Below are 25,913 nucleotides of genomic sequence, written 5' to 3'. Positions count from 1 at the left end.
TCAGCCTTTCAGTCCGCTTGTCGCGATGCCTTCGACGAAGAACCGCTGTCCGAGGAGGAAGATGATCGCGATCGGCACGACCGAGAGTGTAAGGCCCGCGAAGAGGACGCCGTAGTCGACATCGAAGAGGCTCGTGACGAAGTTGTTCAGGCCGAGCTGCATCGTCCACAGGCTCGGGTCGCGCAGGTAGATGAGCGGTCCGAGGTAGTCGTTCCACGTGCCGACGAACGTGAGGAGCGACAGGCTCGCGATCGCCGGCACCGACAGCGGGAGCATCATCCGCCGCCAGATGCCGTACTCGGTCAGCCCGTCGAGACGGGCGGCCTCGGAGATATCCTCGGGGATCGTCTCGTAGAACTGCCGCATGAGGAAGACTCCGAACGCGCCGAACGCCTGCAGGAGGACGATGGACCAGAGCGTGTTCGCCACCCCGGCGTCGGACAGGAGGACGAACTGCGGGATCATGTACGACTGCCACGGGACCGCGATCGTGCCGATGTAGAGCAGGAAGAGCGCGTCCCTGCCGGGGAAGCGCACGCGGGAGAACCCGTAGGCGGCGAAGGAGCCCGTGAGCACCTGCAGGGCCGTGACCGTGACCGAGAGGACGAGCGTGTTGCGGATCCACGTGACGATGTCGGAGCGCGTCCAGATCTCCACGTAGTTGTCCCACACGAACACCTCGGGGATCCAGCGGATCGGCACCGAGAAGACCGCGTTGGCCTCCTTGAGCGAGCTCATGATCATCCAGAAGAACGGAGTGAGCATGGCGGCCGCCGCCGCGATGAGCGCGACGTAGAGGAGCGCGCGGGCGATCGGGTGCGCCTTCCCTCCCGCGCCGCGCGGGCGGGGCTTCGGGTCGATCGAGAGCCGGCGACGGGTCGGCTCGGGGGCGACGAGGGTCATGGTCTCGCTCATCACGAGTCCTTCCGCTTGTTCCACAGGAACTGCGCGATCGTCACGACGATGCACAGGAGGAAGAGCACGACGGCCGCGGCGGACGCGTAGCCGAACTGGTTCTCCACGAAGCCCTTGCGGTAGATGAACTGCGAGATCACGGTCGTCGACTGGCCGGGACCCCCTTCCGTGAGCACGAGGATGAGATCGAAGACCTTGAACGATCCGATCGTCAGCATCACGGTGACGAAGAACATCGTCGGCCGCAGACTCGGCAGCGTCACGTGTCGGAAGCGCTGGACCGCGTCGGCGCCGTCGACGCGCGCCGCCTCGAGGAGCTCCCTCGGGACCGTCTGGAGCGCGGCCAGGAACAGCACCATATAGAACCCCATGTCGCGCCAGGTGCTGACGATGACGACCGCCGGCATCGCCCAATCGGCAGACGTGAGCCAGCCAGGCGGCTCCGTGATCCCCAGGAACCGCAGGATCTCGTTGACCGGGCCGTACTCCGGGCTGAGCAAGAGGTTCCACACGAGCGCGATCGCGACGATCGACGTGATGTAGGGGAAGAACGCGGCGGTGCGGAAGAACGCGACGCCGCGCAGCTTGTTGTTGAGCAGGAGCGCGAGCCCGAGCGACACGACGATGGTCAGAGGAATGTGCATCGCCGCGTAGTAGAGCGTGTTGACGAACGCAAGATGGAACGTGGCGTCGCCGAGGAGGCGCTGGAAGTTCTGCACTCCCACGAAGCGAGACGTTCCGAAGATGTTCCAGTCGGTCAACGACATGTAGAACAGCGTGAGGATCGGAACCAGGGTGAGCGCCGCGAATCCGAGGAAGTTCGGCAGGATGAAGCTCCACCCGACGAGGGTGTTGCGCATCCGCAGGCGGGACGGCCGGCGGCGAGCTGCGGCGATGGCTGTCATTCGGTCTCCTTTGCGAGAACGTGTGACCGGCCCTGCGAGGGCCGGCCAACACGGCTCAGAACGTTCCGACCTCGGCGTCGACGCGGGACTCGGCCTCCGCGATGGCGTCGTCCACATCTGCACTCCCGGAGAGGATCGCCGAGTGCATGTCGGCGAGGATGTTCCAGACAGGGGAGGTCGCGGGTGACGTCGGGACTTCGGGGACCGTCTCGTGTGTCTGAACCGCGAACCGCGAGAGCTCGTCCTGCGGGGCGCCCTCGACCGAGAAGTACGCATCGACCACGGCGTCGCTCAGGAGAGCAGGGGTGATGCCGATTCCGGCGAGCTCCAGAGCCGCCTCTTCGCTTGCGGCGTACTCCAGGAACGCCTCTGCAGTCTCGAGTTCGCCCTCGTCGAGGGCCGCGTTGATGCCGAATCCCGTCGGGTTCCCGAACGTCACCGGCTCCGCCGCGGTGCCGGTCGCGGTCTCATCGGCCTGAGGGGCCGGGGCGATCCCCCATTCGAACTCATCGGCTTCTCCCGCTGCACGTTGCGTCATGAGCGTGGCGACGTACCACGAGCCCATCAGCATCATCGCGGACTTCTGGCGGCCGAACTCGCCCTGATAGGTCAGCTGGCTCGCGGTGACGGTGTTGTAGGACTCCTGGGCGCCCGCTTCCTGGAGCGCGAGGGTGCGCTCGTAGTACGGCACCATGTACGCGTAATCCCCACTCAGGAAGTCGGCGCCGTCGGTCTGTGCCGTGGCCATGGACTGCACAACCGACTGCCAGGTGTGCTGGAAGACCGCCTTCGCGGTGGAGCCTGCGGCGTCGAGTCCTTCTGTCAGCCTCCGCGCCGCGTCCTCGTAGTCGTCCCACGTCCACGTGCCGTCCGGATACTCCACGCCCGCCGCGTCGAAGAGCGCCCGGTTGTAGAAGAGGACCCACGAATCCTGGCGATACGGCACGGCGTACCGCACGCCATCGATCTCATACGCGGGCGCACCGCCGATGCCCTCGGGGAGCGGCACGGCCGAGACATCGCGAAGCTGACCTCCCTGCTGGAAGGTCGTGAGCGACTGGATCGACTTCTGGGTGATGATGTCGGGCCCCTTGCCCGCGGCGAGATCCGCCGTGACGAGAGTGTCGTACTGCGCGGCCTCGTAGTTGACCAGCTCCACTTCGACACCCGGATTCGCCTTCTCGAATCCGTCCGCGAGGACCTGGAACTCGGGGGTGGTCTCGAGGCTCCATGCGGAGACGGTGAGCGTCTGGTCGCCGCCCGCCGCGGACGGCTCCGCGCCGCCGCAGCCGGAGAGGGTCAAGGCCCCGACCAAGAGAATCGATCCGCCGATCGCGCGCTTCATGTGGATGCTGCTCCTTTGCAGAGGGCGGGCACCGTGCCCGCCGGGTTGCGAGCGAGCGTAGCAATCTCAGTTGATCTATCAAGCGCTGATCAGATCATCTACGATCAAAACGATCACGCAGTGGTCTGGGAGGGTCGATTCATGACAAACAGCCCGCAGTTCGCCGCGTCCCGGCGAGAAGCCATCCTGGATCTGCTCGCACGTACCGGTGAGCTCCGGATCGCCGAGTTGGCGGAGGCGCTCGGAGTCGCCGCGGTGACTTTGCGTCGAGATCTTCAGCACCTGGAGGAGCAGGGGCTGCTCATCAGGGTGCACGGCGGGGCGGTTCCGGCGCCGGGCGGGGCCGCGCGTCGCCGCACGAAGATCCCGAGCGAGATCACGGTCGGCGTGCTCGTCCCCTCCCTGGGGTTCTACTGGCCGCAGGTGGTTCGCTCGCTCGAAGAGGCCGCGCGGGAGCACGGGGTGTCCGTTGTCCTGCGCAGCACGTCATACGACCTCCAGGACGAGAGGCCCGTCCTGCAGCGGATGCGGGAGGAGGATGGCGTCTCCGGGTTCGTGGTCGCTCCCAATACGGACACCGAGCACTCCGCGGACGTGATCGCGTGGCTCGAATCGTCGGGGCTGCCGTATGTGCTCGCGGAACGCGAGGCGGTGGTCGGCGCGGCCGAGGAGCCGGTGGAAGCGGTCACGACCGACCATGCGCTGGGCGCAGCGATGGCGGCGCGACATCTGGTCCAACTGGGTCATCGCAGGGTCGGCCTGCTGTTCCGCGCTTCACCCACCGCAAGGAAGATCGCCGCGGGGTGGTCTTCCGCTTGCCGTTCTCTCGGCCTCGCCTCGAGCGATCACCTCGAGCGCATGCTCCCTGACCGGGGAGCACCGGACTTCTCCAGCACGGTGCAGGAGGTGCTCGAGAGCATCGCCAACGCGGGCGTGACCGGACTCCTCGTCCATTCCGACCGCGAGGCGATGGCGATCGTCGATCTCGTCCTCGCTCAGGGGCTCGCTGTGCCAGGGGACCTCTCTGTCATCGCCTACGACGACGAGTTCGCCGAGCTGTTCACCCCGCCGATCACGGGAATCGCGCCGCCACGCGCCATGATCGGACGGCTCGCGCTCGAGCTCCTGCTCGCGCGCATCGCCGAGCCGGACCGTCCTGTGCAGAGGGCTCTGCTCAATCCCGCGCTCAACGTGCGCGCGTCGACCGCAGCCCCGCGGGAAGGGTGACCGGCGGCCGCAGAGCCCCGGCACAGATCAGCCGTGTGCCGTTCGCTCGCCGTCGGCCGCGCTCTTCGAGCGCCAGGCCGCGACGCCGGCAAGGATGCACGCTCCCGAGACGAACGATGCGGCAAGAACCCAGTTGTCCGTGCTGCCCAAGAGCGCGAAGCAGATCGTCGGGGCGAACCCCGTGACGAGGAAGCTCAGTTGGGTTGAGATGGCGACGCCTGTGTAGCGGACATCCGGGGTGAACTGCTCGGCGAAGAATGAAGGCCACAGGGCGTTCGGCGCGGCATAGAGGACTCCTTTGAGCAGGATCGTTGACGCGATGACGAGCCCGAGGTTCCCGGTTGTGATCGAGGCGAAGAAGCCGAACGCGCCGACGGCGCACGCGAAGGACCCTGCGACGTAGACGACACGGCGGCCTACCCTGTCGGCAAGAGCACCGAACAACGGGTGGCACGCGAGGGCGACGAACTGGCTCGCGGAGATCGCAACGAGCATTCCGGGGCGATCGATCCCGTGATGTCCCGTCGCGTAGGACAGCCCGAACACCATCACGACCGTCGAGATGACGATCGAGAACGCCGATACGAAGACGGTCAGCGCCTGACGCCACTGCGTGCGGAGGAGCTTCGCGAGGGGAAGTTTCGGTCGGGCTGTCCGGTCCGGAGTGAGGCGGCTCACGAACTCGGGCGACTCGTCGACACCGCTGCGGACCACGAGGGTCACGAAGACCATCACGAAGCTGAGGAGGAAGGGGATGCGCCAGCCCCAAGATTCCAGGGCGTCTCGAGGAAGCGCCTCGAGAGGGATGAAGATGGCCGTCGCCGACAGCGCGCCGATCGCTGCACCGTTGAGTAGCCAACTCGTGTACAGGCCGCGCTTCCTTGACGGCGCGTGCTCGATGGTGAGGAGGCTCGCTCCGACCTGCTCGCCTCCGGCCGAGATGCCCTGCAGCAGCCGGCAAGCGACGAGGAGGGTCGGCGCCCAGCCCCCGATGGCCTCGTAGGTGGGCAGGAGACCGATCGCGAACGTGCTCGCTCCCATAAGCGCGAGGGTGGCCATGAGGACCTTCTTGCGCCCGAGGCGGTCGCCTAGGTCGCCGAAGAGGACGGCCCCGACGGGGCGCGCGACGTATGCGACGCCGAAGGACGCGAGTGAGGCGAGGGTCGCCGCGAACGGATGCGCGTCGGGAAAGAAGAGGTGATTGAACAGAAGGGCGGCGGCGGTGCCGTAGACGAAGAAGTCGTAGTACTCGACCACGCTTCCCAGGAAGCTGCCGAAGGCAGCTCGTCGCGCCATGCGAGTGCTCGGAGGCACCGCGGCGACGTCGTTGTCAGCGAGAGAGTTCATGTGAGATTTGCCTTTCGGTTTCCCGGTGCTTCGCTGCATCGGGAGCGGTCGTGCGTTGAAGGGGCAGCGTCAAGGGGCGGCTGCGAGTTGCGCGCCCCCGGCGACGTGGAGAACTTCTCCCGTGATGAAGGAGGCGTTGTCTCCTGCGAGGAAGGCGATCGCGTCGACGACGTCCTCGACGGTAGCGAGCCTCCCCAGAACCGACATCCGCTCGTGCTTGTGGACGAACGCGTCGAGTTCCTCCGCGCTGCGACCGCCGCGCGTGAACGGGGTGACGATCATGCTGGGCGCGACGGCGTTGGCGGTGACGCCCAGAGGGCCGAGCTCGACCGCCATGGAGCGAGTCAGCCCGACGATGCCGGCCTTCGACGTCGTGTACGCCGCCGGGCCGCCGCTGAGGTACGTGCGGGAGGTGATGTTCACGATGCGCCCGTATCGGGTCGCACGCCAGATCGGGACAGCCGCCCGCGCGAGAAGCATCGGCGCTCGGAGATTGACCGCCATCGTGAGGTCCCACGCATCGACCTCAACGGCGTCGAGGCGCTGCTTCGGGTTGAAGGCCGCGTTGTTGATGAGGCGATCGAGTCGACCGAGCTGTCGAGAGATGGTCTCGACGCTTGCCGTGGCCTGTGCCGGGTCGCTGAGATCCGCCATCAGGGGCAGGACCTCGGCACCGGTGCGTTCGGCGATCTCGCCTGCACGCTGCGCCGTTGCGTCACGGTCGCGGTCGAGAAGCACAACGAGGTCGCCCTGTGCGGCGAAGCGCGCAGCGACGGCGGAGCCGAGGGCACCTGCGCCTCCCGTGACGACGGTGACGGGCATCGGAATGGGCGCGGTGGTCATGGAATCCTTCGTTCGTTCACAGACACGAGCTGAGCTGCTCGCGCGATCAAGAGGGCGGGAGTCGTGGACCGCGCGCGCGAGCGGGGCATCGGTAGGCTCATCGCTGAAGTCCTCCGCGCTGACCCATCCATCGATTCCGGCGTCGTGAAGGGTCTCGATGAAGAGGGGGACGTCGAGAACGCCGGGGTGCAGGGTGGACCAGCGCAGACGACATCCCGTCGCGGTCTCATCCGTGCGCTCGTGGTCGGCGTTCTTGACGTGCACGCCCCCGATGCGGTCGCCGAGGATGTCCACCGCATCGCGGTGTGCTCGTAGCCTTCCGCCGCGAGATTTCCGACGTCGTAGATGACGCCGACGAGCCGTGAGTCGACGCCGGAGAGGAGGTGCTCGGCTGGCGACGCGCTGGGAACGATCGTGCGCTGATGGGTCTCAACGGCGAACCTCACCGCGACGGTTGCGAGCCCGACCGAGCGGGTGGCAGCGCACGCGGCGTCGGCCGTCACCGTGCACCGGTTGTGGTCGAGGAAATGGGGGAGTTCGCCCGTTGAGGGTTCATCGCTGATCCGCCATTCGATCCCGGCATAGCGGAACGCGGATGCAGCGGAGATGTGCTCCTCGGGGAGAAGCGAAGGCGTGCACGCGGAGTAGACGCTGAGTTTCACCACGGAGTCCTCCAGATTCGCCTTTGAGCGGGGCGGCACGGCCCTGTGCTTGTTCCAGTAGAGACGACGGCCTCGTTCCTGTCCAAGGCCATTCGCGCACCGGGATATGCCGAGCGGGCATATCATCGCGGCATGGACATCCGCCAGCTCGAATACTTCGTGGCCATCGTCGACGAAGGATCGATCAACGCGGCCGCCGATGTACTGAGGCTCGGCCAACCTGCGCTGTCGCGACAGGTGCGTGCGCTCGAAATCGAGGTCGGCGTCGAATTGCTCGTTCGCACGCCACGCGGCGTGCAGGCGACGCCGGCGGGAGAGGCGCTCGCCAGGCATGCCCGCCGGCTGATCGCCCTGCGGGCTGAGATCCCTGAGGTGATCGCGCATAGCCGGGCCGTCGCGGAGATGGTCAACATCGGCATACCGCCCGGCACCCCGGCGGAATGGCTGCTCGAGGTGGTGCGCCTCCTCCTCACACACCTGGCCTGCCAGCCGGTGATCGCGGAGTCGAGCAGTACGCAGCAGCTCAAGCGCCTGCGCGAGGGGCGCCTGGATCTCGCGATCGTCCATCAGGAGCCTCCGAAGGACGTGCGCGCCTGGCTCCTGCGCAGCGAAGACTTCGGACTCGCGGTCCGGCCGGATTCGCCGCTCGTCGAACGGCCGCGGCTCGAGATCGACGCGCTCGACGGGATTCGCGTCATGGTGCACTCGCGCGAGCAGGTCCCGACCCAGCAGGATGCTCTCATCGCGGCCGTCGTGAATGCCGGCGCCGAACCCGTCTGGCAGTTCGTGCAGTTCGTCGAGCATGCTCGGGCCGCCGCCGAGGCCGTGCGGGCGGACGCTGCGCTCGTGAGCCGCCACACCGCCACACGGCAGCTGGACGGCTGGCATTGGCGGCCGATCAGCGGCCTCGGCGTGCAGATGCGGACGTGGCTGCTCGCGCCAATGCGGTCGCGTGCGATCGTCCAGGACGCGGCGGCGGCCATCGTGGCGCTCTCTGCGTAGCCGACGGGTTCTGCGGCTGACCCTCGCTGATCGGGCGCGGTGTGTCCACGCCAGTGTCGCCGCTGTCGCGATCGACGAACGGACGTCCACAGCGGGTGAGCCTGTGGACGGGGACCGGCTGGCGGCGCAGAGCTGACCGCCGCCCGCGTGTCGGCTCGGACGTCGCAGCGCTTGCCCTCACCATCGGCCGGGCAGGGCTAATAGATGTGCCACGGCGGTCAGCGGGTGGATCCCTGCGATCGGGCTTGCTGGCCCGCCCCTCGACGTCGCCTTCGACCTGCTGAACGCGGGAGCGCTGGACGAGGCCCTCGACGCGCTCTCAACCGCCGCGGCCGCTCCGGTCACGGCCGCAGGCACCGTCCGTCCCATCGCGCACTACGCGGCGGCCGCGACCCACGCGTCGAGGGGCGCCGGCGACGATGGCAGCGTCGGTGCGATGAAGGACGCGTCGTGGAGCCCTCGGCATCAGTGCGAGCGTTCCCAGGATGCCGTCCCGTCGGCTGTAGGGCGGGCAGACGCCGCCGGCCGGTTGCCCCGATGGAAACGGTGGAGGCGGCCTCGGGTAGATCGCCACCCGGCGGCGATGCACGCCTGGACAGCGCGAGGCTGACGCTGGAGCTTCTCCACGGTGCGCCCTCGTGGCGTAACGAGAAGGCCCCCGCTCTCGCGGGGGCCTTCTCGTTGTGTGGCAAGTGAGGGATTCGAACCCCCGAAGCATGACGCGGCTGATTTACAGTCAGCTCCCTTTGGCCGCTCGGGCAACTTGCCAGTGCGCGCCCGCCCGACTTTCACCAGACGACCGGATGCGCGAGTAACGATATTACCCCGTGAGACGGGCAAGGTGAAATCGCCGGATGGTGAGCGCCTCTCGGGCGCGTTGCTCACGGTTCGGCGACGGTCGGGGAGGGCGCCCGCCCGCCGTGGAATGATGACGACATCGGAGCGCCCGCTCCGCCGAAGGGGGACCAGATGTCTGCACCGTACCCGCCCCACGATCAGCCGCAGCAGGCTGTCGCGCCGGGCGATCGTCCGATGTCGAAGCTGATCAAGGGCGCCATCTGGATCGCGATCGGCGCGCTCATCGCGGCCGCCCTCATCTGCGTGGTGTGGGTGCTCGTGGGCGACCAGAACGGCATCATCGGCAAGGCGTTCCTCACGGTGCTCCTCCTGGCGGGCTTCGCCGGGGTCGTGCTGCTCGACGCGAACCTCGCGCCGCGGCGTCCGGATTGGTTCGCACTCGCGAGCATGATCTCGTGGGTCGTCGTCCTGCTCGTGGGCGCCGTGAAGATCTGGCTCGACGTGGTGCCCCGCGGGTGGGAGTCCGACGACTACTTCGAGTACGGATACGGTGCGGAGGGGATCGAGCGCTTCTTCCACCTCGTCCTCGTGATCGGCGTGCTCCAGCTCGCGCTGCTGCACCAGCGCCTCTTCTGGCGAGCCCACGAGCGCCACGTGACGACGTTCACGCGCATCATCGCGATCGCGACGACGGTCTTCCTCGTCGTCCTCGTCGCGATGCTCGTCTTCTTCCTCACCTTCCCCGACAGCTTCGACTTCGGCGAGCTGTACTGGCGGATCGTCGTGTCCCTCGCCATCCTCGCGGCCGTCGGCACGACGCTCCTGCCGCTGCTCAACGCCCTCTTCGCACCGCGGAAGCCGCGCCCGATGGGGCCGGCCTCCGCGCAGGGGTACGCGCAGGTCCAGCCGCAGCCGCAGCCGTACGCGCAGCCGCAGGGCTACCCGCAGGCACAGGGCCACGCGCCTCCGGCGTGGCCGACGTACTACGACGGCGTGACGCCGCTTCCTATGCTGCCCGACGGATCCCCCGACTGGAACGCGTACTACACCGGGTACCCGACCTATCCGCAGACTCCCGCCGCATCCGGCGAAGCCGAGGTGCCGCCGCGTCCGCCGCTCCCGCCCGTCCCGCCCGTGTCCTGACGGCTCCCCGCTGAAGGCGGGAGTCGCCCGTTCACGGCACCGGCGCCATCCGGCCAGCGCGCGCGGATACCGTGGAGGGATGACTCTCGAACTCGACCTGCGCGACCTCGCCATCGACATCGCCCGCGAGGCGGGTGAGCTCGCGAAGCGCCGCCGCGACGAGGGGGTGGCCATCGCCGCGAGCAAGTCGACCCTCGCCGACATCGTCACCGAGGCCGACCGCGAGGTCGAGGCGCTCATCCGCTCCCGCCTCGCCGAGGCGCGTCCGGGTGACGGGTTCCTGGGGGAGGAGTCGGGCGGTGGCGACGGCGCCTCCGAGGTGACGTGGGTCGTCGACCCGATCGACGGGACCGTCAACTACGCGTTCGGGCAACCGGCCTATGGAGTGAGCATCGCCGCCGTGACCGGGCCCGCCGACCCGCTCGGATGGCAGGTCATCGCGGGCGCGGTCGCGGCGCCCGCTCTGGGTGAGATGTTCTCCGCCGCGCGGGAACACGGCGCGTTCGTGGGAGACCGGCGGCTCTCCGTGACGGTGGAGGCGCCCGCGGGCGCGCTCGTCGCGACGGGCTTCGGATACGACCCCGAGACGCATGCGAGCGCTCTCGACGAGCTGCGGCGCGTCATGCCCATCGCGCGCGACATCCGCCGTGCGGGGGCGGCCTCCCTGGACCTCGCGTACGTGGCGGCTGGGCGCCTGGACGCCTACTACGAGCGCGGCCTGAAGCCGTGGGACATGGCGGCGGGATCGCTCCTCGTGACCGAGGCCGGCGGGCGACTCGGGTGGTTCGAGACGGACGCCTGGGGGCGCCGGATGATGGTCGCCGCGAGTGCGGCCGTGTACGACCGGCTCGTCGAGGTGCTCGCCAGCTGACTGCGGGGCGGGCGTTCTCGTCGATTCGTGCACAGGGTGCCGGGTCGGTTAGATTCGTCCCCAACCTCCGTCGTGGATGGCGCTCCCAGAGAACATCCGCTACGTTGGTTACCGGATCGTTACTTTCGCAGCCCGATCTTGCGGAGTGACCGATCGCCCCGATCACGTTTCTCGCTGTTCCCCCGCAGCGACCTACGGAAAGCACTCCTCCTTGCCGCTCGACACACCCATGGCTGAAGCTGCGCCCCAGCGCCGCTCGCGTCGCGACCTCCGCGCGACGTCCATGCCAGACCCGCAGGGTGCGACGACGCGTGCTGACGATGTGGAGACGACTCTTCCCGAGCCGCCGCTGACGCGTCGCCGGTTGCGTGAACTCGCCTCGGCCACCCCCGCCCCCGAGATCATCCACGACGGCGATGCCGACTTCGGCGAGGCCCTCAAGGTCGCCGAGCAGGTGACGGGCTCCGCTCCCGCCACCGGCGCCATCCCCACGGCTGAGGACGATGAGTTCCTCGCCGCGGCGCGTGCCCTCCACTTCACGGGCGAGACGCCCGTCTCCGTCGCTCCCGCAGCGGAGGCCCCCGAGCCCACGCCGGAGACTCCCGCGCAGGACGCGCACGTCGCTCCGCGTCGCGGGCTCGCCTTCCGTCGCGTCGCGACCGCTGCGGCGTCGATCGGCGCGATGGGCGTCATCGGCCTCCTCGCCGTCGGCATGACCACGCCGCTCGGCGCCCTCGCGCAGGGCGGCGCCGCGAATGCTGCGGCCACCGTCTCGATCGCCGCAGGCAGCGACGCTCAGGACCTCGAGGATGAGGAGATCCAGGCCTTCGTCGCCTCCTCCGAGGTGCAGAACGCCGATGTCACGCGTGCCCAGGGGTACTCGGCGGAGACCCTCCCGACCCTCGCGTCGGCGGATGGCATCAGCACGGCCGGCGCGTTCTTCACGAACGACGCCTCGGCCGACATCCAGTGGCCGTTCGCGGTTGGCACGAGCATGAGCTCGGGCTACGGGCCGCGCTGGGGCCGCATGCACGAGGGTGTCGACTTCACGCCGGGTGACGGCGCTCCCGTCCAGGCGATCGCCGACGGCGTCGTGCGCATCGCGACCGAGTCGGGCGGCGCGTACGGCGTGACCGTCTACATCGACCACGTCATCGACGGCCAGGTCGTCACGAGCCACTATGCGCACATGCAGTACGGCTCGCTGAAGGTGACGCAGGGTCAGCGTGTGGAGACCGGTGACGTCGTCGGCCTCACGGGCAACACCGGCCGCTCGTACGGCGCGCACATGCACTTCGAGATCATCATCAACGGGAAGACCACCGACCCGCTGCCGTGGCTCCAGGAGCATGCGAACACGCGCTACTCGAAGGAAGAGGAGGCCGCTGCGGAGGCCGCTCTCACGGATCTCCTCGGCTCGGAGATCACGTCGGAGTGACCGACGCGCGCGGCGGTCGTCGGTTCGAAGTCGCCGCGCGGAGATGGTATTCTCTTCTGGTTGCCTGCTGAAGGCAGCACGCCCCGATAGCTCAGTGGCAGAGCACTTCCATGGTAAGGAAGGGGTCGTCAGTTCAATCCTGACTCGGGGCTCGCAGCATCCACGGATGCATCGCGGCAGGGTAGCTCAGTTGGTGAGAGCGCACGACTCATAATCGTGAGGTCGCGGGTTCAAGCCCCGCTCCTGCTACAGATCAAGCCCCCGCCTCGGCGGGGGCTTCGTCGTGTCGGAGCACGTCGCGTCGCGAGCGTCGTCCTCTCCGGAGCCTTCGTCATGCCAGCCCGTCGCCGCCGGAGCCTTCGTCATGCCGGGGCCTCCTCGCTGGAGCCTTCGTCATGCCGGGGCCTCGGAGCCTCCTCGCTGGAGCCTCGTGCCCCGCGGCCTGGCCTGACCTGCCTCGTTCCGCCGACTGACCGGGATCGATGTCTCGCTTCGCGCGGGAATGGCGGGCGGATGGCCGCGGCGAGTGAGACATGCGAGGCCCGAACGGCAGCGCCCCGGGGATGCGGGGCGTTCCCGGGCGCTGCCCGCGCCGCGCGCGGGTGGCGTCAGGCTCGGCTCCAGCGCTGGGTCGCGCTCGTCGCGTCGCAGGTCTCGAGCGCGAGCGACCACTCCGTCTCCGAGGTCGCGACGCACAGCGTCGGATCGGCGAGGCTCGCGATGGCGCCGTCGGCTCGGAACTCCCAGAGCTGGGTCGCCTCGCCGGAGCAGTCCTCGATCGACAGGCCGCTTCCGACGGCGAGCGAGCCGGCCACATCGACGCACATGTCGCCGTAGACCGTGACCTCGCCCTCGGGCGTCGCGTGGAACGACTGGTTCGCGCCGCCGTTGCAGTTCCACAGGCCCAGCATCGTCCCGGGTGTGGACGAGGCGCCGGGCACGTCGATGCAGACGCCGTGCTGCTCGCTCACGATCGGCTCGCCGGGAGGGGCGGGCGGGAGGTCGTTGAGCTGCTCGTCCTTCAGCAGGCCCCAGCCCCACTGGAGCTGGGCGAGCCCGGACTCGTTCGTCACCTCGAGGTCGCCGTCGCCGACGAACTCGGTGAGCGTGTACGAGTCGTTCGTGCGCAGGCCCGGCCAGTAGACGACGCCCATTCCCTGGTCGCGGGTCACCTCCGTGAGCGCGCCGAGGTACGACGTGGACACGTCGCCCGTGTGGTTGCCGTAGTTCAGCCCCGTCGTCATCGGCGAGCCGGCCTCGCTCACGAGCGTGCGCCATCCGTACTCGCCGATCCGCGGCAGCAGGTTCTGCTTCCACTCCTCCTCGGTCGTGTGATCCGCCCAGAAGCCGTAGAAGTGCAGCGACAGGAGCGTGCCCTCGAGCTCCTCGGCCGCGCCGACGCCGGTGACGTCGTCGTTGTAGCCCGTTCCCGAGACGATCACACGCGAGCGGGGCACGTCAGAGTGCTGCTCCAGCCAGTCGACGTTCAGATCGACCCACTCGTCAAGCGAGTAGCCGAACGGCTCGTTCATCACCTCGAAGTACACGTGCGGATTGCGCTCGTACGCGTCGACGACCGTGTCCCACATCTCATCGAACGCAGCCGGGTCGTCGGCTCGGCCGTCCTTCGCGTTGTCGGCCTCCCAGTAGCTGAGGATGACGTCGAAGCCGTGGCGGCTGGCCGCGTCGATCGCGCCGCGGTACGAGTCCCACCACTCCGTTCCGACGCTGGACGGGTTGATCGGCAGGCGCACGGTGTTCGCGCGCAGCTCGTGTCGGAACTCCGAGACGATGTCCGACGCCTTCTCATACGTGGTCCTGTAGTCGTCCGCGGTACTGAGACCGGATGGCACGACCTCGTCGTCCGCGTAGTTGTCGCGAGGGTCGGCCCAGTTGACGCCGCGGAACTCGCTCGTCCCCTTGGGTCCGCTCGTCGGGGCGGCGGTCGCGCTCGCGGCGACGCCTCCGGTCAGCAGCAGGCCGGCCGCTACCGCGATCCCGAGTGCTCTCTTCATCGATCAGTACTCCATTCCGGCGCAGCGTCGCGCCATGGGTGACAGCGGATGGCGCGCCATGGTTGCGCAAACATCCGCCGCGGACAGCGTAGCCGACGATCGCGGATCTGTCGCGGCCGCGGCGGGTTCCCGGGCGAGTGTGCCGGTTGGCGCCGACGGGGCAGGCAGGGGCGCGGCTTTCGGCGCAGGATCGACACCCGGCGCGGGCGGCAGCGCCTCGGCGCCGGGCGCGACGCTCGGTGAGGCGGGCGCCGGGGCAGAGGGGCACTCGGTGCGGAAGTGCGCCGTGGGCAGAAGGGCGCCCGGGCAGAAAGGCACCCGAGGAGAAGTGCGCCCGGGTCAGCCGCCTGCGCGTCGACCGCGCCGCACGCGCTCGATCGTCTCACCCGCGGCGACCGCGACGAGCACGGCGGTGACGACCACCGTGGTCGTCAGTGCGATCGCGAAGAGCCCGAAGACCCACACCCCGGCCATGGCGACTGCCCCCGCGAGCTGAGCCCTGGGCATCCGCCCTTCGAGCAGCCTGCGAAAGACGACCGTCCCGACAAGGAAGAGGAACGGGCCCGTCGTGGTCGTGAGCGCGCTGACCGCACCGTGCTCGTGTGGATGCGAGAGTGCCTGCTTGTCGCCGACCGACAGCATCACGATGCCGCCGACGATGAGCAGGTGCACCCAGGTGTAGACGATGCGGGCGAGGCGCCCGGGAGCATCCGACTCCTCGATCGCCTCGGCTCCCACCCGCTCGCCGTGATCGAAGTAGATCCACCAGGTCGCGGCAGCCGTGACGAATGCGCAGGCCATTGCGATCACGCTCTCCGGCGATGACTCCTTCGCGACGAAGGCGAAGCCGGTGACGAGAAGGCCTTCGCCGATCGCGATGAGCACGAAGAGAGATGTGCGCTCGGCGATGTGCGCGCCGGAGAGGTCCCAGCGCTCGAGGGAGACGCCGCCCCATCCCGGTACGCGGAACCCCAGAACGGTGCCGACGAGCTCGAGGCCGAGGGCGGCGATCCACAGGGGCAGCTGCGTGGGCAGGGGGAGGAGGGCGCCGACGATCCAGAGCACGGATCCCGCCGCGGTCCAGATGAGGATGCACGTGAAGTCGTGCGCGATCCGTCGGTCATGCCGCATCGTCGCCCACACGATGAAGGCCGTGCGGCCCAGCTGCAGGGCGACATACGCGACGGCGAAGGTCCAGGCGCGGTCGCCGAACGACTCCTTGGTCGCCACGGCCATGAGCAGGGCGAGGAATGCGAGGGCGATCACCGCGACGCGCACGGGGAGCTTCGCCGGGTCGAGCGTGTTCGTCACCCACGTCGTCGAGACCCAGGTCCACCACACCGCGCAGAGCAGGATGGCGCCCTCGAGCGCGCCGAGGAGCTCTCGGTGATCGAAGAGGTAGCTCGAGAGCTGGGTGAGCGCGAAGACGAACACGAGGTCGAAGAAGAGCTCGACGTGCGTCACGCGGTCGGCCCCGCTCGATCTCAGCACGTTCCGCGGAAGGCCGAGACGGGCGATCCCGGAGGGGAGGCGTTGGGGGCGCATGACGACAGCATCCCGCACCGCGGGCGGCCCGGTGAAGCGCCGGCGCTGACGCGCCTCGTCTCAGCCCGCCGGCGCGGAAGAATCTCGCGTAGGCGATGGCGGCGGCGCGGTGGACCCTCGGACGATGAGCTGCGAATCGAGGCTCGCGAGCTCGCGCGCCGTGCCGCCCGACATCGCCTCGAGCAGCACCTCGACGGCGAGCGAGCCGCAACGGCCGATCGCGAGGCGCACGGTCGTCAGCCCGGGCTGCCTGGCCGACGCCATCTCGATATCGTCGACCCCGACGATGCTGAGATCCTCGGGGCAGCTCCTGCCGAGATCCGCGATCCCCGCATCGATGCCGAGTGCGATGAGGTCGTTGTACGCGATCACCGCGGTCGCGCCGCTCGCGAGTGCCGGCGCCGCCGCCGCCCGGCCGCCCTGGATGGATGCCGACTGGTGATTGAGGCGCGTGAGGCGCACGCCCTGGCGCTCGCAGGCTCGCGCGATCGCGTCCCCGCGGCGGATGTCGGCCCAGGACAGGCGCGGACCAGCCGCGTACGCGATGTGACGGTGGCCCAGGGCTGCCAGGTGCTCGACGGCCTGTCGCGGCCCGTTCTCCGTGTCCATGACGACCGACGGCACGCCCTCGATGACGCGGTTGACGACGACGGCAGGCGTGTCGCCGATGAGCTCGCGGATCTCATCATCCGGAAGGCGCGGGGAGCACAGCAGGATGCCGTTCAGGCGTCGGGCGCGCTCGATCTGCTCCCGCTCCCGGTGCACGTCCTCGTCCGTGTCGAACAGCACAACTCGGTGGCGTCCGTGCCAGGCCTGCGCATGGATCCCCTTGAGGAGCGTCGCGTAGACGGGGCTCGCGACGTCGGGCACCAGGACGCCGAAGGCCTTCTCGCCGCCGTTCGCATTCGCGTTCGCGTAACCGAGCTCGGCGGCGGCGGCGAGGACCCGTTCGAGCGTCGCGCGCGCCAGCCGGTCGGGCTCGCCGAACGCGCGCGATGCCGTCGCGAGAGAGACGCCGGCGGCGCGAGCGACATCGGTCAGTGTGGCGGTCACGGAGGTCCTTCTTCTGGGAGTGCCTCATCCATGATGACCCATGAAACGTGAATGAAAGCAGTTGACAAGCTTGTACAAACACTGCAGGATGGCTCTCATGTCGATCGAAGAGGATCCCGCCGTCTTCCGGCGCCCGAGCCGCGGGAGTGCGGCATGATCGCCTCCGGACCGCGCTTGGGGCGCGAGGGGCGGCAGATCGCACGACCTGCGGGTGTGCTCCATCTCGGCCTGGGCAACTTCCACCGCGCGCATCAGGCCGTCTACACGGCCGCGGCGATCGCCGCGGAGGGAGGCGACTGGGGCATCGTCGGCGTCGCCTCCCGCTCGCGGTCGATCGCCGACGCCATGCGCGCCCAAGATCTGCGATACGCGGTCGCGGAGATCTCGCCGCAGGGGATGTCGCTGAGCACCCCGGACGTGCATACAGACGTCTTCGTCGCCGGAGACGAGCCGGAGCGCGTCGTCTCGCACCTCGCAGACCCGGCCATCCGCGTCGTGACGCTCACGGTCACCGAGAACGGGTACAGCTACTCGCCCTCCACAGGCCACCTCGACGTCGACGATCCTGCGATCACGGCCGACCTCCGCGGCGGACGGCCGAGCACGACCATCGGGCAGCTGGCGCGGGGCATCCAGCGCCGTGCGGCCGATGGAGCACCCCTCACGGTGCTCAGCTGCGACAACCTCGCATCGAACGGCGCACACACCGAGCGCCTCGTCCGCGAGTTCCTGACGGCGCTTCCCGAGCGCGAGAGCGCGGAAGCGCTCGCCTTCCTCGACCAGGCCGTCGCGTTCCCCTCGAGCATGGTCGACCGGATCGTCCCGGCGACCACGGCTCAGCTGCGTCACGATGTGGCCGCGCGGCTGGGCGCCTGGGACGAGGTCCCGGTTCCCGCCGAGCCGTTCACGATGTGGGCGATCGAGGACCGGTTCGCCGCTGGTCGCCCGGCGTGGGAGGTCGGCGGAGCGGTCTTCACCGACGAGGTCGGCCGGTACGAGGACCTCAAGGTCCGCCTGCTCAACGGCACCCACTCGCTGATCGCCTACCTCGGCGCGCTGCGCGGCCTCGACACGATCGCCGAGGCGATCGCCGACCCCGAGATCGAGGCCGCGGCGCGGGCCGTGCTCCGCCGTGAGTACGGGCCCTCGATCACTGCGCCGAGCGGAGTCGACCTCGACGCGTACGAGGAGCAGCTCTTCGAGCGCTGGAGCAACAGCGCCCTCGGGCATCGGACCGCCCAGGTTGGCACCGACGGGTCGGTCAAGCTGCGGCAGCGCATCCCCGCCCCGGCCGTGCTCGCCCTGGAGGGAGGGACGGTTCCGCACCTGATCGCCCTCACCGTCGCCGCGTACCTCGCGTGCCTCGCGCCGATGCCGCATTTCGATCCGGGTTCGCAGGCTCATGCGATGAAGGACGGAGCTCGCGCCCGGCTTGCGGCGGTCGCGGCCGATGCCCGCGGTGCGCGGGAGGTCGCCCGACGGGCGATCGGCGACCTGCACCTGTTCGGCGGGGAGCTCGCCGAGCACGACGAGTTCATCGAGCGCGTCGGGGAGCTGCTGCACACCATCACGGAGCACGGCGCGGCCGCCGCCATCCGAGACGCGGTCGCCGCGTCCGAGCAGATCAAGGAGACGAGCCGATGAAGCGACTGGCGATCCACGCCCGCGAGGACATCCGCTGGGAGGAGGCGGATGATCCGCGGCCCGAGACGGGCCAGGTCCGGCTCCGCGTCCGCTACGTCGGCATCTGCGGGTCCGACCTCCACTACTACTTCCACGGCGCGAATGGCGAGTACGCCATCCGGGAGCCGCTCACACCCGGGCACGAGCTGTCTGCCGAGGTCGATCTCGACCCGTCCGGCCGGCTCGAGCCGGGGACGCGGGTCACGGTCCACCCCGCCCGGTTCGGGTCGGATGTCGCGGGGCTCGAGGAGCGCCCCCACCTGCGTCCCGGGGGCGATTACCTCGGAAGCGCCGCTACCATGCCGCACCGACAGGGCGGTGCTGCGGAGTACCTCATCGTCGAGCAGCACATGGTCCGGCCGCTTCCTGATGGCGTGTCCCTCGAGCGCGGCGCGCTCGCCGAACCGCTTGCTGTCGCACTCCACGCCGTCCGGATCGCCGGCGATCTCGCGGGCAAGCGCGTCCTCGTGACCGGCGCGGGGCCGATCGGCCTCCTCGTCGTCGCGGCGGCGGTGCGCGCCGGCGCAGAGGCCGTCGCCGCCGGCGACCTCCGCGAGGAGCCGCTCGCCCGCGCTCAGGCGCTGGGCGCACACGAAGTGCTCCTCGTCGGGCGGGACGCCGTCGCGGCCGAGTCGTACGACGTGGTGTTCGAGTGCTCCGGAGCACCCGTCTCGCTCAGCCAGGCGATGCGGGCTGCGAAGCGCGCGGGCACCGTCGTCCAGGTCGGGATGCTGCCCGACGCCCTCATCGAGGTGAACCTCGCTCCCGCACTGGCGAAGGAACTCACCCTGCGAGGCGCATTCCGGTTCTCGGACGAGATCGACGAGGCCATCGAGATGCTCGCCGCAGACAGTCGGCTCGATGCCGTGATCACGCATGTCGTCCCCGCATCCGATGCGGTCTCCGCCTTCACGACCGCTCGCGATTCATCCGCGTCCGCGAAGGTCCTGCTGTCGCTCTGACGCGACGGCCCATCCCAGCCGAACCCACCCCAGACATCCGTCCGACCAAACGGTGCAAAGGAGTACCCGAATGTCAGATGCACAGCGTGTGACCGACGTCCACGATCCCGCAGCGAAGAGGTCGATTCGCGACCTCGTGCGCGCCGCCATCTCCGGCTGGCTCGGCACGGCGCTGGAGTTCATGGACTACCAGCTCTACTCGCTCGCCGCGGCCCTCGTCTTCGCCGACCTGTTCTTCTCCGACGAGGACCCCGCGATGGCCGTCGTCGCCGCGATGACTACCTACGGGGTCGGCTACGTCGCCCGCCCCGTGGGCGCATTCTTCTTCGCGCGCCTCGGAGACAAGACCGGGCGGACGAAGGTCCTCTTCTACACGATCCTGCTCATGGGCCTCGCGACCACGTTGATCGGCGTCCTGCCCACCTACTCGCAGGTCGGCATCCTCGCGCCCATCCTGCTCGTGGTGCTGCGCATCGCGCAGGGCTTCGGCGCCGGCGCCGAGATCTCCGGGGCCGGGGTCATGCTCGCGGAGTACGCCCCCGCGAAGCGCCGCGGGATCATCGCGTCGCTCGTCGCACTCGGCACGAACTGCGGCACGCTGCTCGCTTCGGCAATCTGGGCGGTGCTGCTCGTCGCGTTCAACGAGCAGCAGGTCATCGACTGGGCCTGGCGCATCCCGTTCATCGGCAGCGTGGTGATCATGCTCTTCGCCGTCTGGGTCCGCTTCAACCTCAAGGAGAGCCCGGTCTTCGAGGAGCGCGACGATGTCGTCGACGGTCAGGCGCTGTCCAAGCAGGAGACGATCCGGCTCGCGACCGAGACCGGCGACATCCGCACGCTCGAGGCGATGAACCGCAAGCCGATCAAGGCGTTCATCATCGCGCTGCTCCTGCGCTTCGGCCAGGCCGGCAACTCCGGGATGATCCAGACCTACCTGATCAGCTACATCACCGTCGTGCTCCTGCTCGACCGCTCCATCGGCGTGAACGCCGTCATCGTCTCGTCGCTCGTCGCCTTCATCACCGTGCCGCTCTCGGGCTGGCTCGGCGACCGCTTCGGCCGCAAGCGCATGTACATGGTGTGGGCCGTCGTCGCGCTCGTCGTCATCGTTCCGACGATGCTCATGATCAGTAGCAAGGACACGCCTCTGGTGTTCATCGGGTACGTGGTCCTGCACAACCTCGCCGTGATGAGCTTCGCCTCGCTCGAGAACCTCACGCTGCCCGAGATCTTCGGCGCCCGGAACCGGTACACCTACACGGCGATGGCCCGCGAGATCGCAGCGATCGCGGCAACCGGAGCCGGCCCCGTGATCGCCGCGGCCTGGGTCTCCGCCGCGACCGGCTCGTTCATCCCGGTCATCATGATGCTCGTGTTCTTCACCCTCTGTGCGCTCGTCGCCTCCATCTGGATGCCGGAGGTCGCCGGCCGCGACCTCACCGACCCGCGCGACGCCATCTGACCCTCGTCGAACGCCGCTGAAAGGAACACCGTGAGCATCGAAAGTGCCGATGTCATCATCACCAGCCCCGGTCGGAACTTCGTCACCCTGAAGATCACGACGAGCGACGGCGTCGTGGGATGGGGCGACGCCACCCTCAATGGCCGTGAGCTCTCGGTCGCGTCGTACCTCGGCGATCACGTCGCGTCGACGCTGATCGGTCGCGACGAGGACCGGATCGAAGACACCTGGCAGTACCTGTATCGAGGGCCGTACTGGCGCCGCGGGCCTGTCACCATGGCCGCGATCGCCGCCGTCGACATGGCGCTCTGGGACATCAAGGCCAAGAAGGCCGGCATGCCCCTCTACCAGCTGCTCGGCGGTGCGAGCCGCGCGGGAGTGCGCGTCTACGCCCATGCCTCAGGAACCGACTACCAGGCTCTTGCGAACGCGATCACGGGGTATCAGGAGCTCGGCTTCACGGCGGTCCGCGTGCAGACGGGGGTGCCCGGGCTCGGGCAGATCTACGGCGTCTCGACCTCGGGGCCGGGCGTCCGCTACGACTACGAGCCCGCCAAGCGCGCGGCAGACGGGACGGCGGCGTCTGCCCCGACCGAGGAGTCCTGGGACACCGCCGCGTACCTCGCGCATATGCCGGGGGTGTTCGAGCGCATCCGCTCCGATTTCGGATCCGGCCTGCGGATCCTGCACGACGGCCACCATCGCATGTCACCGATCGAGGCCGCGCGATTCGCGAAGGACATCGAGCCGTACAAGCTCTTCTGGCTCGAGGACTGCACGCCGGGGGAGGACCAGACCGCGCTGCGCCTCGTCCGTCAGCACTCCACGACGCCCCTCGCGATCGGCGAGGTGTTCAACTCCGTGCACGACTACCAGACCCTCATCACCGAGCGCCTGATCGACTACGTGCGCTCGGCGGTCACGCACACCGGCGGCATCACCGCGATGAAGAAGCTCCTCGACTTCGCAGCGATCTACGGCATCCGCTCGGGCATCCACGGGCCCACCGACATCTCGCCCGTCGGGATGGCCGCGGCGCTCCACCTGGACCTCGCCATCCACAACTTCGGGATCCAGGAGTACATGCCGCACAACGCCGAGACGCTCGAGGTCTTCCAGACGTCGTTCACGCTCGACGGCGGCTTCCTGCACCCGGGCGAGGCTCCCGGACTGGGCGTCGAGCTCGACGAGGAGGCGGCGTCGGCCTTCCCGTACACGAAGGCGTATCTGCCCGTGAACCGTCTCACGGACGGAACCGTTCATGACTGGTGACCAGAGGATCCCGCTCCCGTCGCGCACCGCCGCAGCCCGCCTCATCGTCGTGATGCGTGCATCGGCTGCCGAGGAGTACGACCGCGTGCTGGACGTGCTCCTCGGCGCGGGCGTCCGCAGCGTCGAGCTCACGCTCACGACGCCGGGCACGATCGAGCGACTCCCGGCCCTGCGGGAGCGCTACGGAGACGTCGCCGACCTCGGCGTCGGCACGGTCGTCGACCGCGAGCAGCTGCGGCGGGCGGCGGAAGCGGGGGCCGATTACATCGTCACCCCGATCACGTCGAGCGCTCTCCTGGCGGAGGCAGCGCACGTCAGGGTTCCTTTCGTGCCCGGCGGGCTCACGCCGACCGAGCTCGAGAGCTCCTGGTCCGCGGGGGCCTCGGCCGTGAAGATCTTCCCCGCGGGCCAGGTGGGCGCGGGATACGTCAAGGACCTCCGTGGGCCGTTCCCCGACATGCAGGTCGTGCCGTCGGGAGGCGTCGACCGAGACAGCGCGGCCGAGTGGCTGCGGGCGGGCGCCGTCGCCGTGAGCGTCGGCGGTCCGCTTCTCGGCGACGCACTGCGCGGAGGGGATCTCGGAGGGCTCCGCGCTCGAGCGGAGGCCTTCGTGACGGTCTGCGCCGAGGCAGCACGATGAGAGCCCGCGCTCCTCGCGTGGTGACGCTGGGCGAGACCATGGCGCTCATGCGCACGCGCGAACTCGGGTCGTTGCGGCACCTCTCCGACCTCGCGTGCGGCATCGGGGGCGCCGAGAGCAATGTCGCGATCGGCCTCCGGCGCCTCGGCGTCGATGCGTCGTGGCTCGGGCGCGTCGGCGACGACGCGCTCGGCGAGCGGGTCGTGCGCGAGATCCGCGCGGAGGGCGTGGACGTGCGCGCCGTCGTGGACGACGGCGCACCCACCGGGCTCATGGTGAAGGAGCGGCCGTCGTCGACCTCGACCGTGGTGCGCTATTACCGCGCGGGATCCGCAGGCTCCCGCCTCGCCCCCGCAGACCTCCCGGCGGGATGGATCGAGGAGGCCGCGCTCCTGCACGTCTCGGGCATCACTGCCTTGATCTCCGCGACGGCGCGGGACGCTCTCCTGGCCGCGATCGACCGTGCGCGGGACGCCGGTGTGACGGTGTCCTTCGACGTCAACTACAGGTCAGCGCTTGCGCCGCCCGAGACCGCCGGGCCGGTCCTGCGGTCGATCGCCGAGCGTGCGGACCTCGTCTTCGGGGGTGAGGACGAGCTCATGCTCCTCGCCGTCGGCGGCGACGCGGAGAGCGGTGCGGGCCGACTTCGCGCTGGGGGCGTCGGCGAGGTGGTCGTCAAGCGCGGGGCCGAGGGCGCGACACTGCTCTCTCCCGAGGGTCGTGTCGAGGCGCGCGGACACGCGGTCGACGTCGTCGACACGGTCGGCGCAGGGGACGCCTTCGTCGCGGGCTACCTCAGCGCGCTGCTCGCGGGGATGGACGCCCCCGCTCGCGTGGCGAGGGCCAACGTCTGCGGGGCGCTGGCCTGCACGACTCCGGGCGACTGGGAAGCGGGGCCGACCCTCCGGGAGGTCGAAGGCTTCGGCGTGTCCGGAACGGACCCGGTGGCACGCTGAGCCGGACCCGGTGAAGCGCCCTCGAGCGCGCCTCGTCTCAGTCGCCGCGCGAGCCCAGGTGCTCGATGAGCCGCAGGACGAGCGTGATGAGCCCGGCGAGTCCGACGAGCGCGAGCACGGCGCCCAGCAGGCGCGGCGGACCGCCCGCCGCGACGACGAGCGCGATGCCGACCGCGAGCAGGACGAGCGAGAGCGCGGCCAGGCGCGTGGTCGACATCCGCCTCAGCATCCCGCCACCCTAGCGTCAGCGCGCCGCGAGCAGCGCGACCCAGATCTCGGCGCGCGCCGCGAACGACTGGAGGTCGCGCTCGAGCAGCCGCTCGGCGAGGCGGATGCGGGTGCGCACGGTGTGACGGTGCACGCCGAGCGCGCGGGCGGCGTCGTCGTAGCGCGCATCGTGCAGGAGCCAGATCCGCAGCGTGTCGAGGATGGCGGTGCCGTGCACGTCGTCATGCCGCACGATGGCGGACAGGACCGTGCGCGCCACGTTCGCGGCCTCGGGGGAGAGGGTGCTCAGCACTCCGGCGGATGCGACATCGGCGAAGCGCGTGACGCCCTCGCCTCGGTCGCGCGCGATGCGCGCCTCGTCGAGCGACGCCGCGAAGGACGCGAGGGGCCCCGGCTCCGACACCCCGACCGCGACGTCGAAGCGCTCGGCGAGCTCGTCGAGCGCGAGCGGGGCATCCGCCGTGTGGACGAGGGCGATCCCGCCCTCGGGGTCGCTCCCGAAGAAGAAGCTCCCCTGCTCGCGGCCCGCGCGCAGCTCGAGGAACGCGGCGAGCGCATCCGGTGCCTCGTCGGTGACCGCGACGACGACCGGGTCGGCCGGCAGTCCGCCCCACGCGGCGTCGCCGATCTCGCCCGCGAGCGCGGTGTCGCCCGTGAGGAGCGCCCGCACGACGCCGGCGCGGAGCGTGCCGCGGGCACGCGCGAGGGCCTCGTTCTGCTCGAGCGCGAACCCCGTCATCGCGACGACCGCCGTGACGACGCTGCGGGCCTCCTCGTCGAGCGCCTCGGCCCCGATGACGAGCACGCCTCGCAGCGTGCCGCCCGGTCCGAGCGTCTGGAGCGTGAACGAGCGACCGCCGACGCGGATCACCGCGGCAGCGCTCGCCCCGCGCGCGAGCATCGTCTCGCACTCCTGCTGCACACGCTCGGCCAGCGCGGGCTCGAGCGGCGCAGACGCGCGCACGGGGGCCGCCGCGGAGTCGAACAGTCCCGCCCACGCGCCCAGCTGCCGGGAGAGCTCGGAGATCGCCGAGCCGAGGCCATCCCGCCGCAGGGCGGCGAGAGCGACCGCCCGCTGCGCCGACAGCGCCCAGGTGCGCCGAGCGTATGCTCCGGCGGCGATCGCCTCGGCGACTGCGCGCGCGACCGCGATGAAGGGCGTGCGGTAGGGCACCTCGAACAGCGGCACGCCGTGCGCCTCGCACGCGGCCGAGAGCGCTTCGGGGATGCCGGTGCGGGCGACCTCGGTGCCGAACCCGAGCGCGACCACGCCGCGATGCGCGAGCCGGCGGACGTACTCCTCGTACTGCGCGGCGTCGTCTCCGGAGAACTGCGTCCCGGTTGTGAGGAGCACCATCTCCTCCGCGAGGAAGGGCGTCGGGTCCGCCAGATCCGAGCTGTGCACCCAGCGGATGGGCTGCTCGAGCGCTCCGTGCGACGCGGACGCGAGGCGCAGGGCGAGGTCGCCGCGCGAGAGCAGGGCGCGGAGCGTGGGGGCGGATGGTGCGGGCTGAGACATCGTGTACAGAGCGTATAGCGAATGCATCGATTCTGTACCGCATGGCGAATGCAGCGACTTCGGGCCCGGTCGTACGCTCGCG

Annotated in this window: 22 protein-coding genes and 3 tRNA genes; 14 read left to right on the top strand and 11 right to left on the bottom strand. The window is 69.7% G+C overall.

The features are described from left to right. The 3 genes from M1D46_RS15845 to M1D46_RS15835 are packed head-to-tail and all read right to left on the bottom strand — an operon-like array spanning window position 1 to window position 3,165. Window positions 1-915, bottom strand: a complete 915-nt coding sequence (locus M1D46_RS15845; RefSeq protein WP_456286053.1) for a carbohydrate ABC transporter permease — start codon at window positions 913-915, stop codon at window positions 1-3. Next, on the bottom strand, window positions 915-1,820 hold the full coding sequence (locus M1D46_RS15840; protein ID WP_456286052.1) for a carbohydrate ABC transporter permease: 906 nt from the start codon (window positions 1,818-1,820) through the stop codon (window positions 915-917). The genes M1D46_RS15845 and M1D46_RS15840 overlap by 1 nt, the downstream gene beginning before the upstream one ends. Before the next feature lie 55 nt (window positions 1,821-1,875). Then, a complete protein-coding gene (locus M1D46_RS15835; protein ID WP_456286051.1) occupies window positions 1,876-3,165 on the bottom strand; it encodes an ABC transporter substrate-binding protein in 1,290 nt (429 codons plus the stop codon). A gap of 141 nt (window positions 3,166-3,306) precedes the next feature. Here M1D46_RS15835 and M1D46_RS15830 point away from each other — a divergent pair, with 141 nt between their 5' ends. Then, complete coding sequence (locus tag M1D46_RS15830; protein WP_456286050.1) at window positions 3,307-4,392, top strand: substrate-binding domain-containing protein; 1,086 nt, start codon at window positions 3,307-3,309, stop codon at window positions 4,390-4,392. Between the two features lie 27 nt (window positions 4,393-4,419). Here M1D46_RS15830 and M1D46_RS15825 read toward each other — a convergent pair whose 3' ends face one another. Both M1D46_RS15825 and M1D46_RS15820 read right to left on the bottom strand, forming a co-directional pair. Then, window positions 4,420-5,739, bottom strand: coding sequence for an MFS transporter (locus tag M1D46_RS15825; protein WP_456286049.1), 1,320 nt, complete (start codon window positions 5,737-5,739; stop codon window positions 4,420-4,422). 69 nt (window positions 5,740-5,808) lie between these two features. Beyond that, window positions 5,809-6,582 carry an SDR family NAD(P)-dependent oxidoreductase gene (locus tag M1D46_RS15820; RefSeq protein WP_456286048.1) on the bottom strand — a complete coding sequence of 258 codons (774 nt, stop codon included), beginning with the start codon at window positions 6,580-6,582 and terminating at the stop codon, window positions 5,809-5,811. Between the two features lie 63 nt (window positions 6,583-6,645). On the opposite strand from M1D46_RS15820, the gene M1D46_RS15815 reads away from it, so the two are divergent. Both M1D46_RS15815 and M1D46_RS15810 read left to right on the top strand, forming a co-directional pair. Continuing rightward, entirely contained in the window at window positions 6,646-6,897 is a 252-nt protein-coding gene (locus M1D46_RS15815; RefSeq protein WP_456286047.1) for a hypothetical protein, read from the top strand. A 479-nt stretch (window positions 6,898-7,376) separates the two neighbouring features. Then, window positions 7,377-8,246 carry a LysR family transcriptional regulator gene (locus M1D46_RS15810; protein ID WP_456286046.1) on the top strand — a complete coding sequence of 290 codons (870 nt, stop codon included), beginning with the start codon at window positions 7,377-7,379 and terminating at the stop codon, window positions 8,244-8,246. Window positions 8,247-8,932: 686 nt separating this feature from the next. Here the strand turns inward: M1D46_RS15810 and M1D46_RS15805 are convergent. Continuing rightward, a tRNA-Tyr gene (locus tag M1D46_RS15805) sits at window positions 8,933-9,014 on the bottom strand. 201 nt (window positions 9,015-9,215) lie between these two features. On the opposite strand from M1D46_RS15805, the gene M1D46_RS15800 reads away from it, so the two are divergent. From M1D46_RS15800 to M1D46_RS15780, 5 genes are all read left to right on the top strand, one after another. Further along, the gene (locus tag M1D46_RS15800) at window positions 9,216-10,187 is read left to right on the top strand and encodes a hypothetical protein (RefSeq protein WP_456286045.1); all 972 of its coding nucleotides are present in this window, start codon (window positions 9,216-9,218) and stop codon (window positions 10,185-10,187) included. 79 nt (window positions 10,188-10,266) lie between these two features. Further along, complete coding sequence (locus M1D46_RS15795) at window positions 10,267-11,058, top strand: inositol monophosphatase family protein (RefSeq protein ID WP_456286044.1); 792 nt, start codon at window positions 10,267-10,269, stop codon at window positions 11,056-11,058. Between the two features lie 364 nt (window positions 11,059-11,422). Continuing rightward, on the top strand, window positions 11,423-12,496 hold the full coding sequence (locus M1D46_RS15790) for a M23 family metallopeptidase (RefSeq protein WP_456286043.1): 1,074 nt from the start codon (window positions 11,423-11,425) through the stop codon (window positions 12,494-12,496). Between the two features lie 80 nt (window positions 12,497-12,576). After that, window positions 12,577-12,648, top strand: a tRNA-Thr gene (locus M1D46_RS15785). 23 nt (window positions 12,649-12,671) lie between these two features. After that, window positions 12,672-12,745, top strand: a tRNA-Met gene (locus tag M1D46_RS15780). A gap of 359 nt (window positions 12,746-13,104) precedes the next feature. Here M1D46_RS15780 and M1D46_RS15775 read toward each other — a convergent pair. The 3 genes from M1D46_RS15775 to M1D46_RS15765 form a co-directional block, all read right to left on the bottom strand. Continuing rightward, on the bottom strand, window positions 13,105-14,511 hold the full coding sequence (locus tag M1D46_RS15775; RefSeq protein ID WP_456286042.1) for a ricin-type beta-trefoil lectin domain protein: 1,407 nt from the start codon (window positions 14,509-14,511) through the stop codon (window positions 13,105-13,107). A 339-nt stretch (window positions 14,512-14,850) separates the two neighbouring features. Next, entirely contained in the window at window positions 14,851-16,056 is a 1,206-nt protein-coding gene (locus M1D46_RS15770) for a low temperature requirement protein A (protein ID WP_456286041.1), read from the bottom strand. A gap of 60 nt (window positions 16,057-16,116) precedes the next feature. Continuing rightward, window positions 16,117-17,109, bottom strand: coding sequence for a LacI family DNA-binding transcriptional regulator (locus tag M1D46_RS15765; protein ID WP_456286040.1), 993 nt, complete (start codon window positions 17,107-17,109; stop codon window positions 16,117-16,119). 153 nt (window positions 17,110-17,262) lie between these two features. On the opposite strand from M1D46_RS15765, the gene M1D46_RS15760 reads away from it, so the two are divergent. From M1D46_RS15760 to M1D46_RS15735, 6 genes are all read left to right on the top strand, one after another. Next, entirely contained in the window at window positions 17,263-18,753 is a 1,491-nt protein-coding gene (locus tag M1D46_RS15760; RefSeq protein ID WP_456286039.1) for a mannitol dehydrogenase family protein, read from the top strand. Next, window positions 18,750-19,754 (top strand): L-idonate 5-dehydrogenase, encoded by a 1,005-nt coding sequence (locus M1D46_RS15755; protein ID WP_456286038.1) that lies wholly within the window; start codon window positions 18,750-18,752, stop codon window positions 19,752-19,754. Before M1D46_RS15760 ends, M1D46_RS15755 begins: the two co-directional genes overlap by 4 nt. Window positions 19,755-19,824: 70 nt before the next feature. Continuing rightward, window positions 19,825-21,216: an MFS transporter gene (locus M1D46_RS15750; protein WP_456286037.1), complete on the top strand. Its 1,392-nt coding sequence runs from the start codon at window positions 19,825-19,827 to the stop codon at window positions 21,214-21,216. Window positions 21,217-21,246: 30 nt separating this feature from the next. Continuing rightward, on the top strand, window positions 21,247-22,488 hold the full coding sequence (gene manD, locus M1D46_RS15745; protein ID WP_456286036.1) for a D-mannonate dehydratase ManD: 1,242 nt from the start codon (window positions 21,247-21,249) through the stop codon (window positions 22,486-22,488). After that, a complete protein-coding gene (locus M1D46_RS15740) occupies window positions 22,478-23,128 on the top strand; it encodes a bifunctional 4-hydroxy-2-oxoglutarate aldolase/2-dehydro-3-deoxy-phosphogluconate aldolase (RefSeq protein ID WP_456286035.1) in 651 nt (216 codons plus the stop codon). The genes manD and M1D46_RS15740 overlap by 11 nt, the downstream gene beginning before the upstream one ends. Further along, entirely contained in the window at window positions 23,125-24,084 is a 960-nt protein-coding gene (locus tag M1D46_RS15735; protein WP_456286034.1) for a sugar kinase, read from the top strand. Before M1D46_RS15740 ends, M1D46_RS15735 begins: the two co-directional genes overlap by 4 nt. Window positions 24,085-24,121: 37 nt before the next feature. Here the strand turns inward: M1D46_RS15735 and M1D46_RS15730 are convergent, their stop codons facing one another. Both M1D46_RS15730 and M1D46_RS15725 read right to left on the bottom strand, forming a co-directional pair. Next, window positions 24,122-24,301, bottom strand: a complete 180-nt coding sequence (locus M1D46_RS15730; RefSeq protein ID WP_271173669.1) for a hypothetical protein — start codon at window positions 24,299-24,301, stop codon at window positions 24,122-24,124. Window positions 24,302-24,328: 27 nt separating this feature from the next. Continuing rightward, window positions 24,329-25,831 carry a PucR family transcriptional regulator gene (locus M1D46_RS15725; protein ID WP_456286033.1) on the bottom strand — a complete coding sequence of 501 codons (1,503 nt, stop codon included), beginning with the start codon at window positions 25,829-25,831 and terminating at the stop codon, window positions 24,329-24,331. Window positions 25,832-25,913: the final 82 nt, after the last annotated feature.

It is taken from the genome of Microbacterium sp. JZ70 (assembly GCF_053903225.1).
Note: the sequence above shows the minus strand (reverse complement) of the source record. Positions and strands in the feature narration are given on the sequence as shown.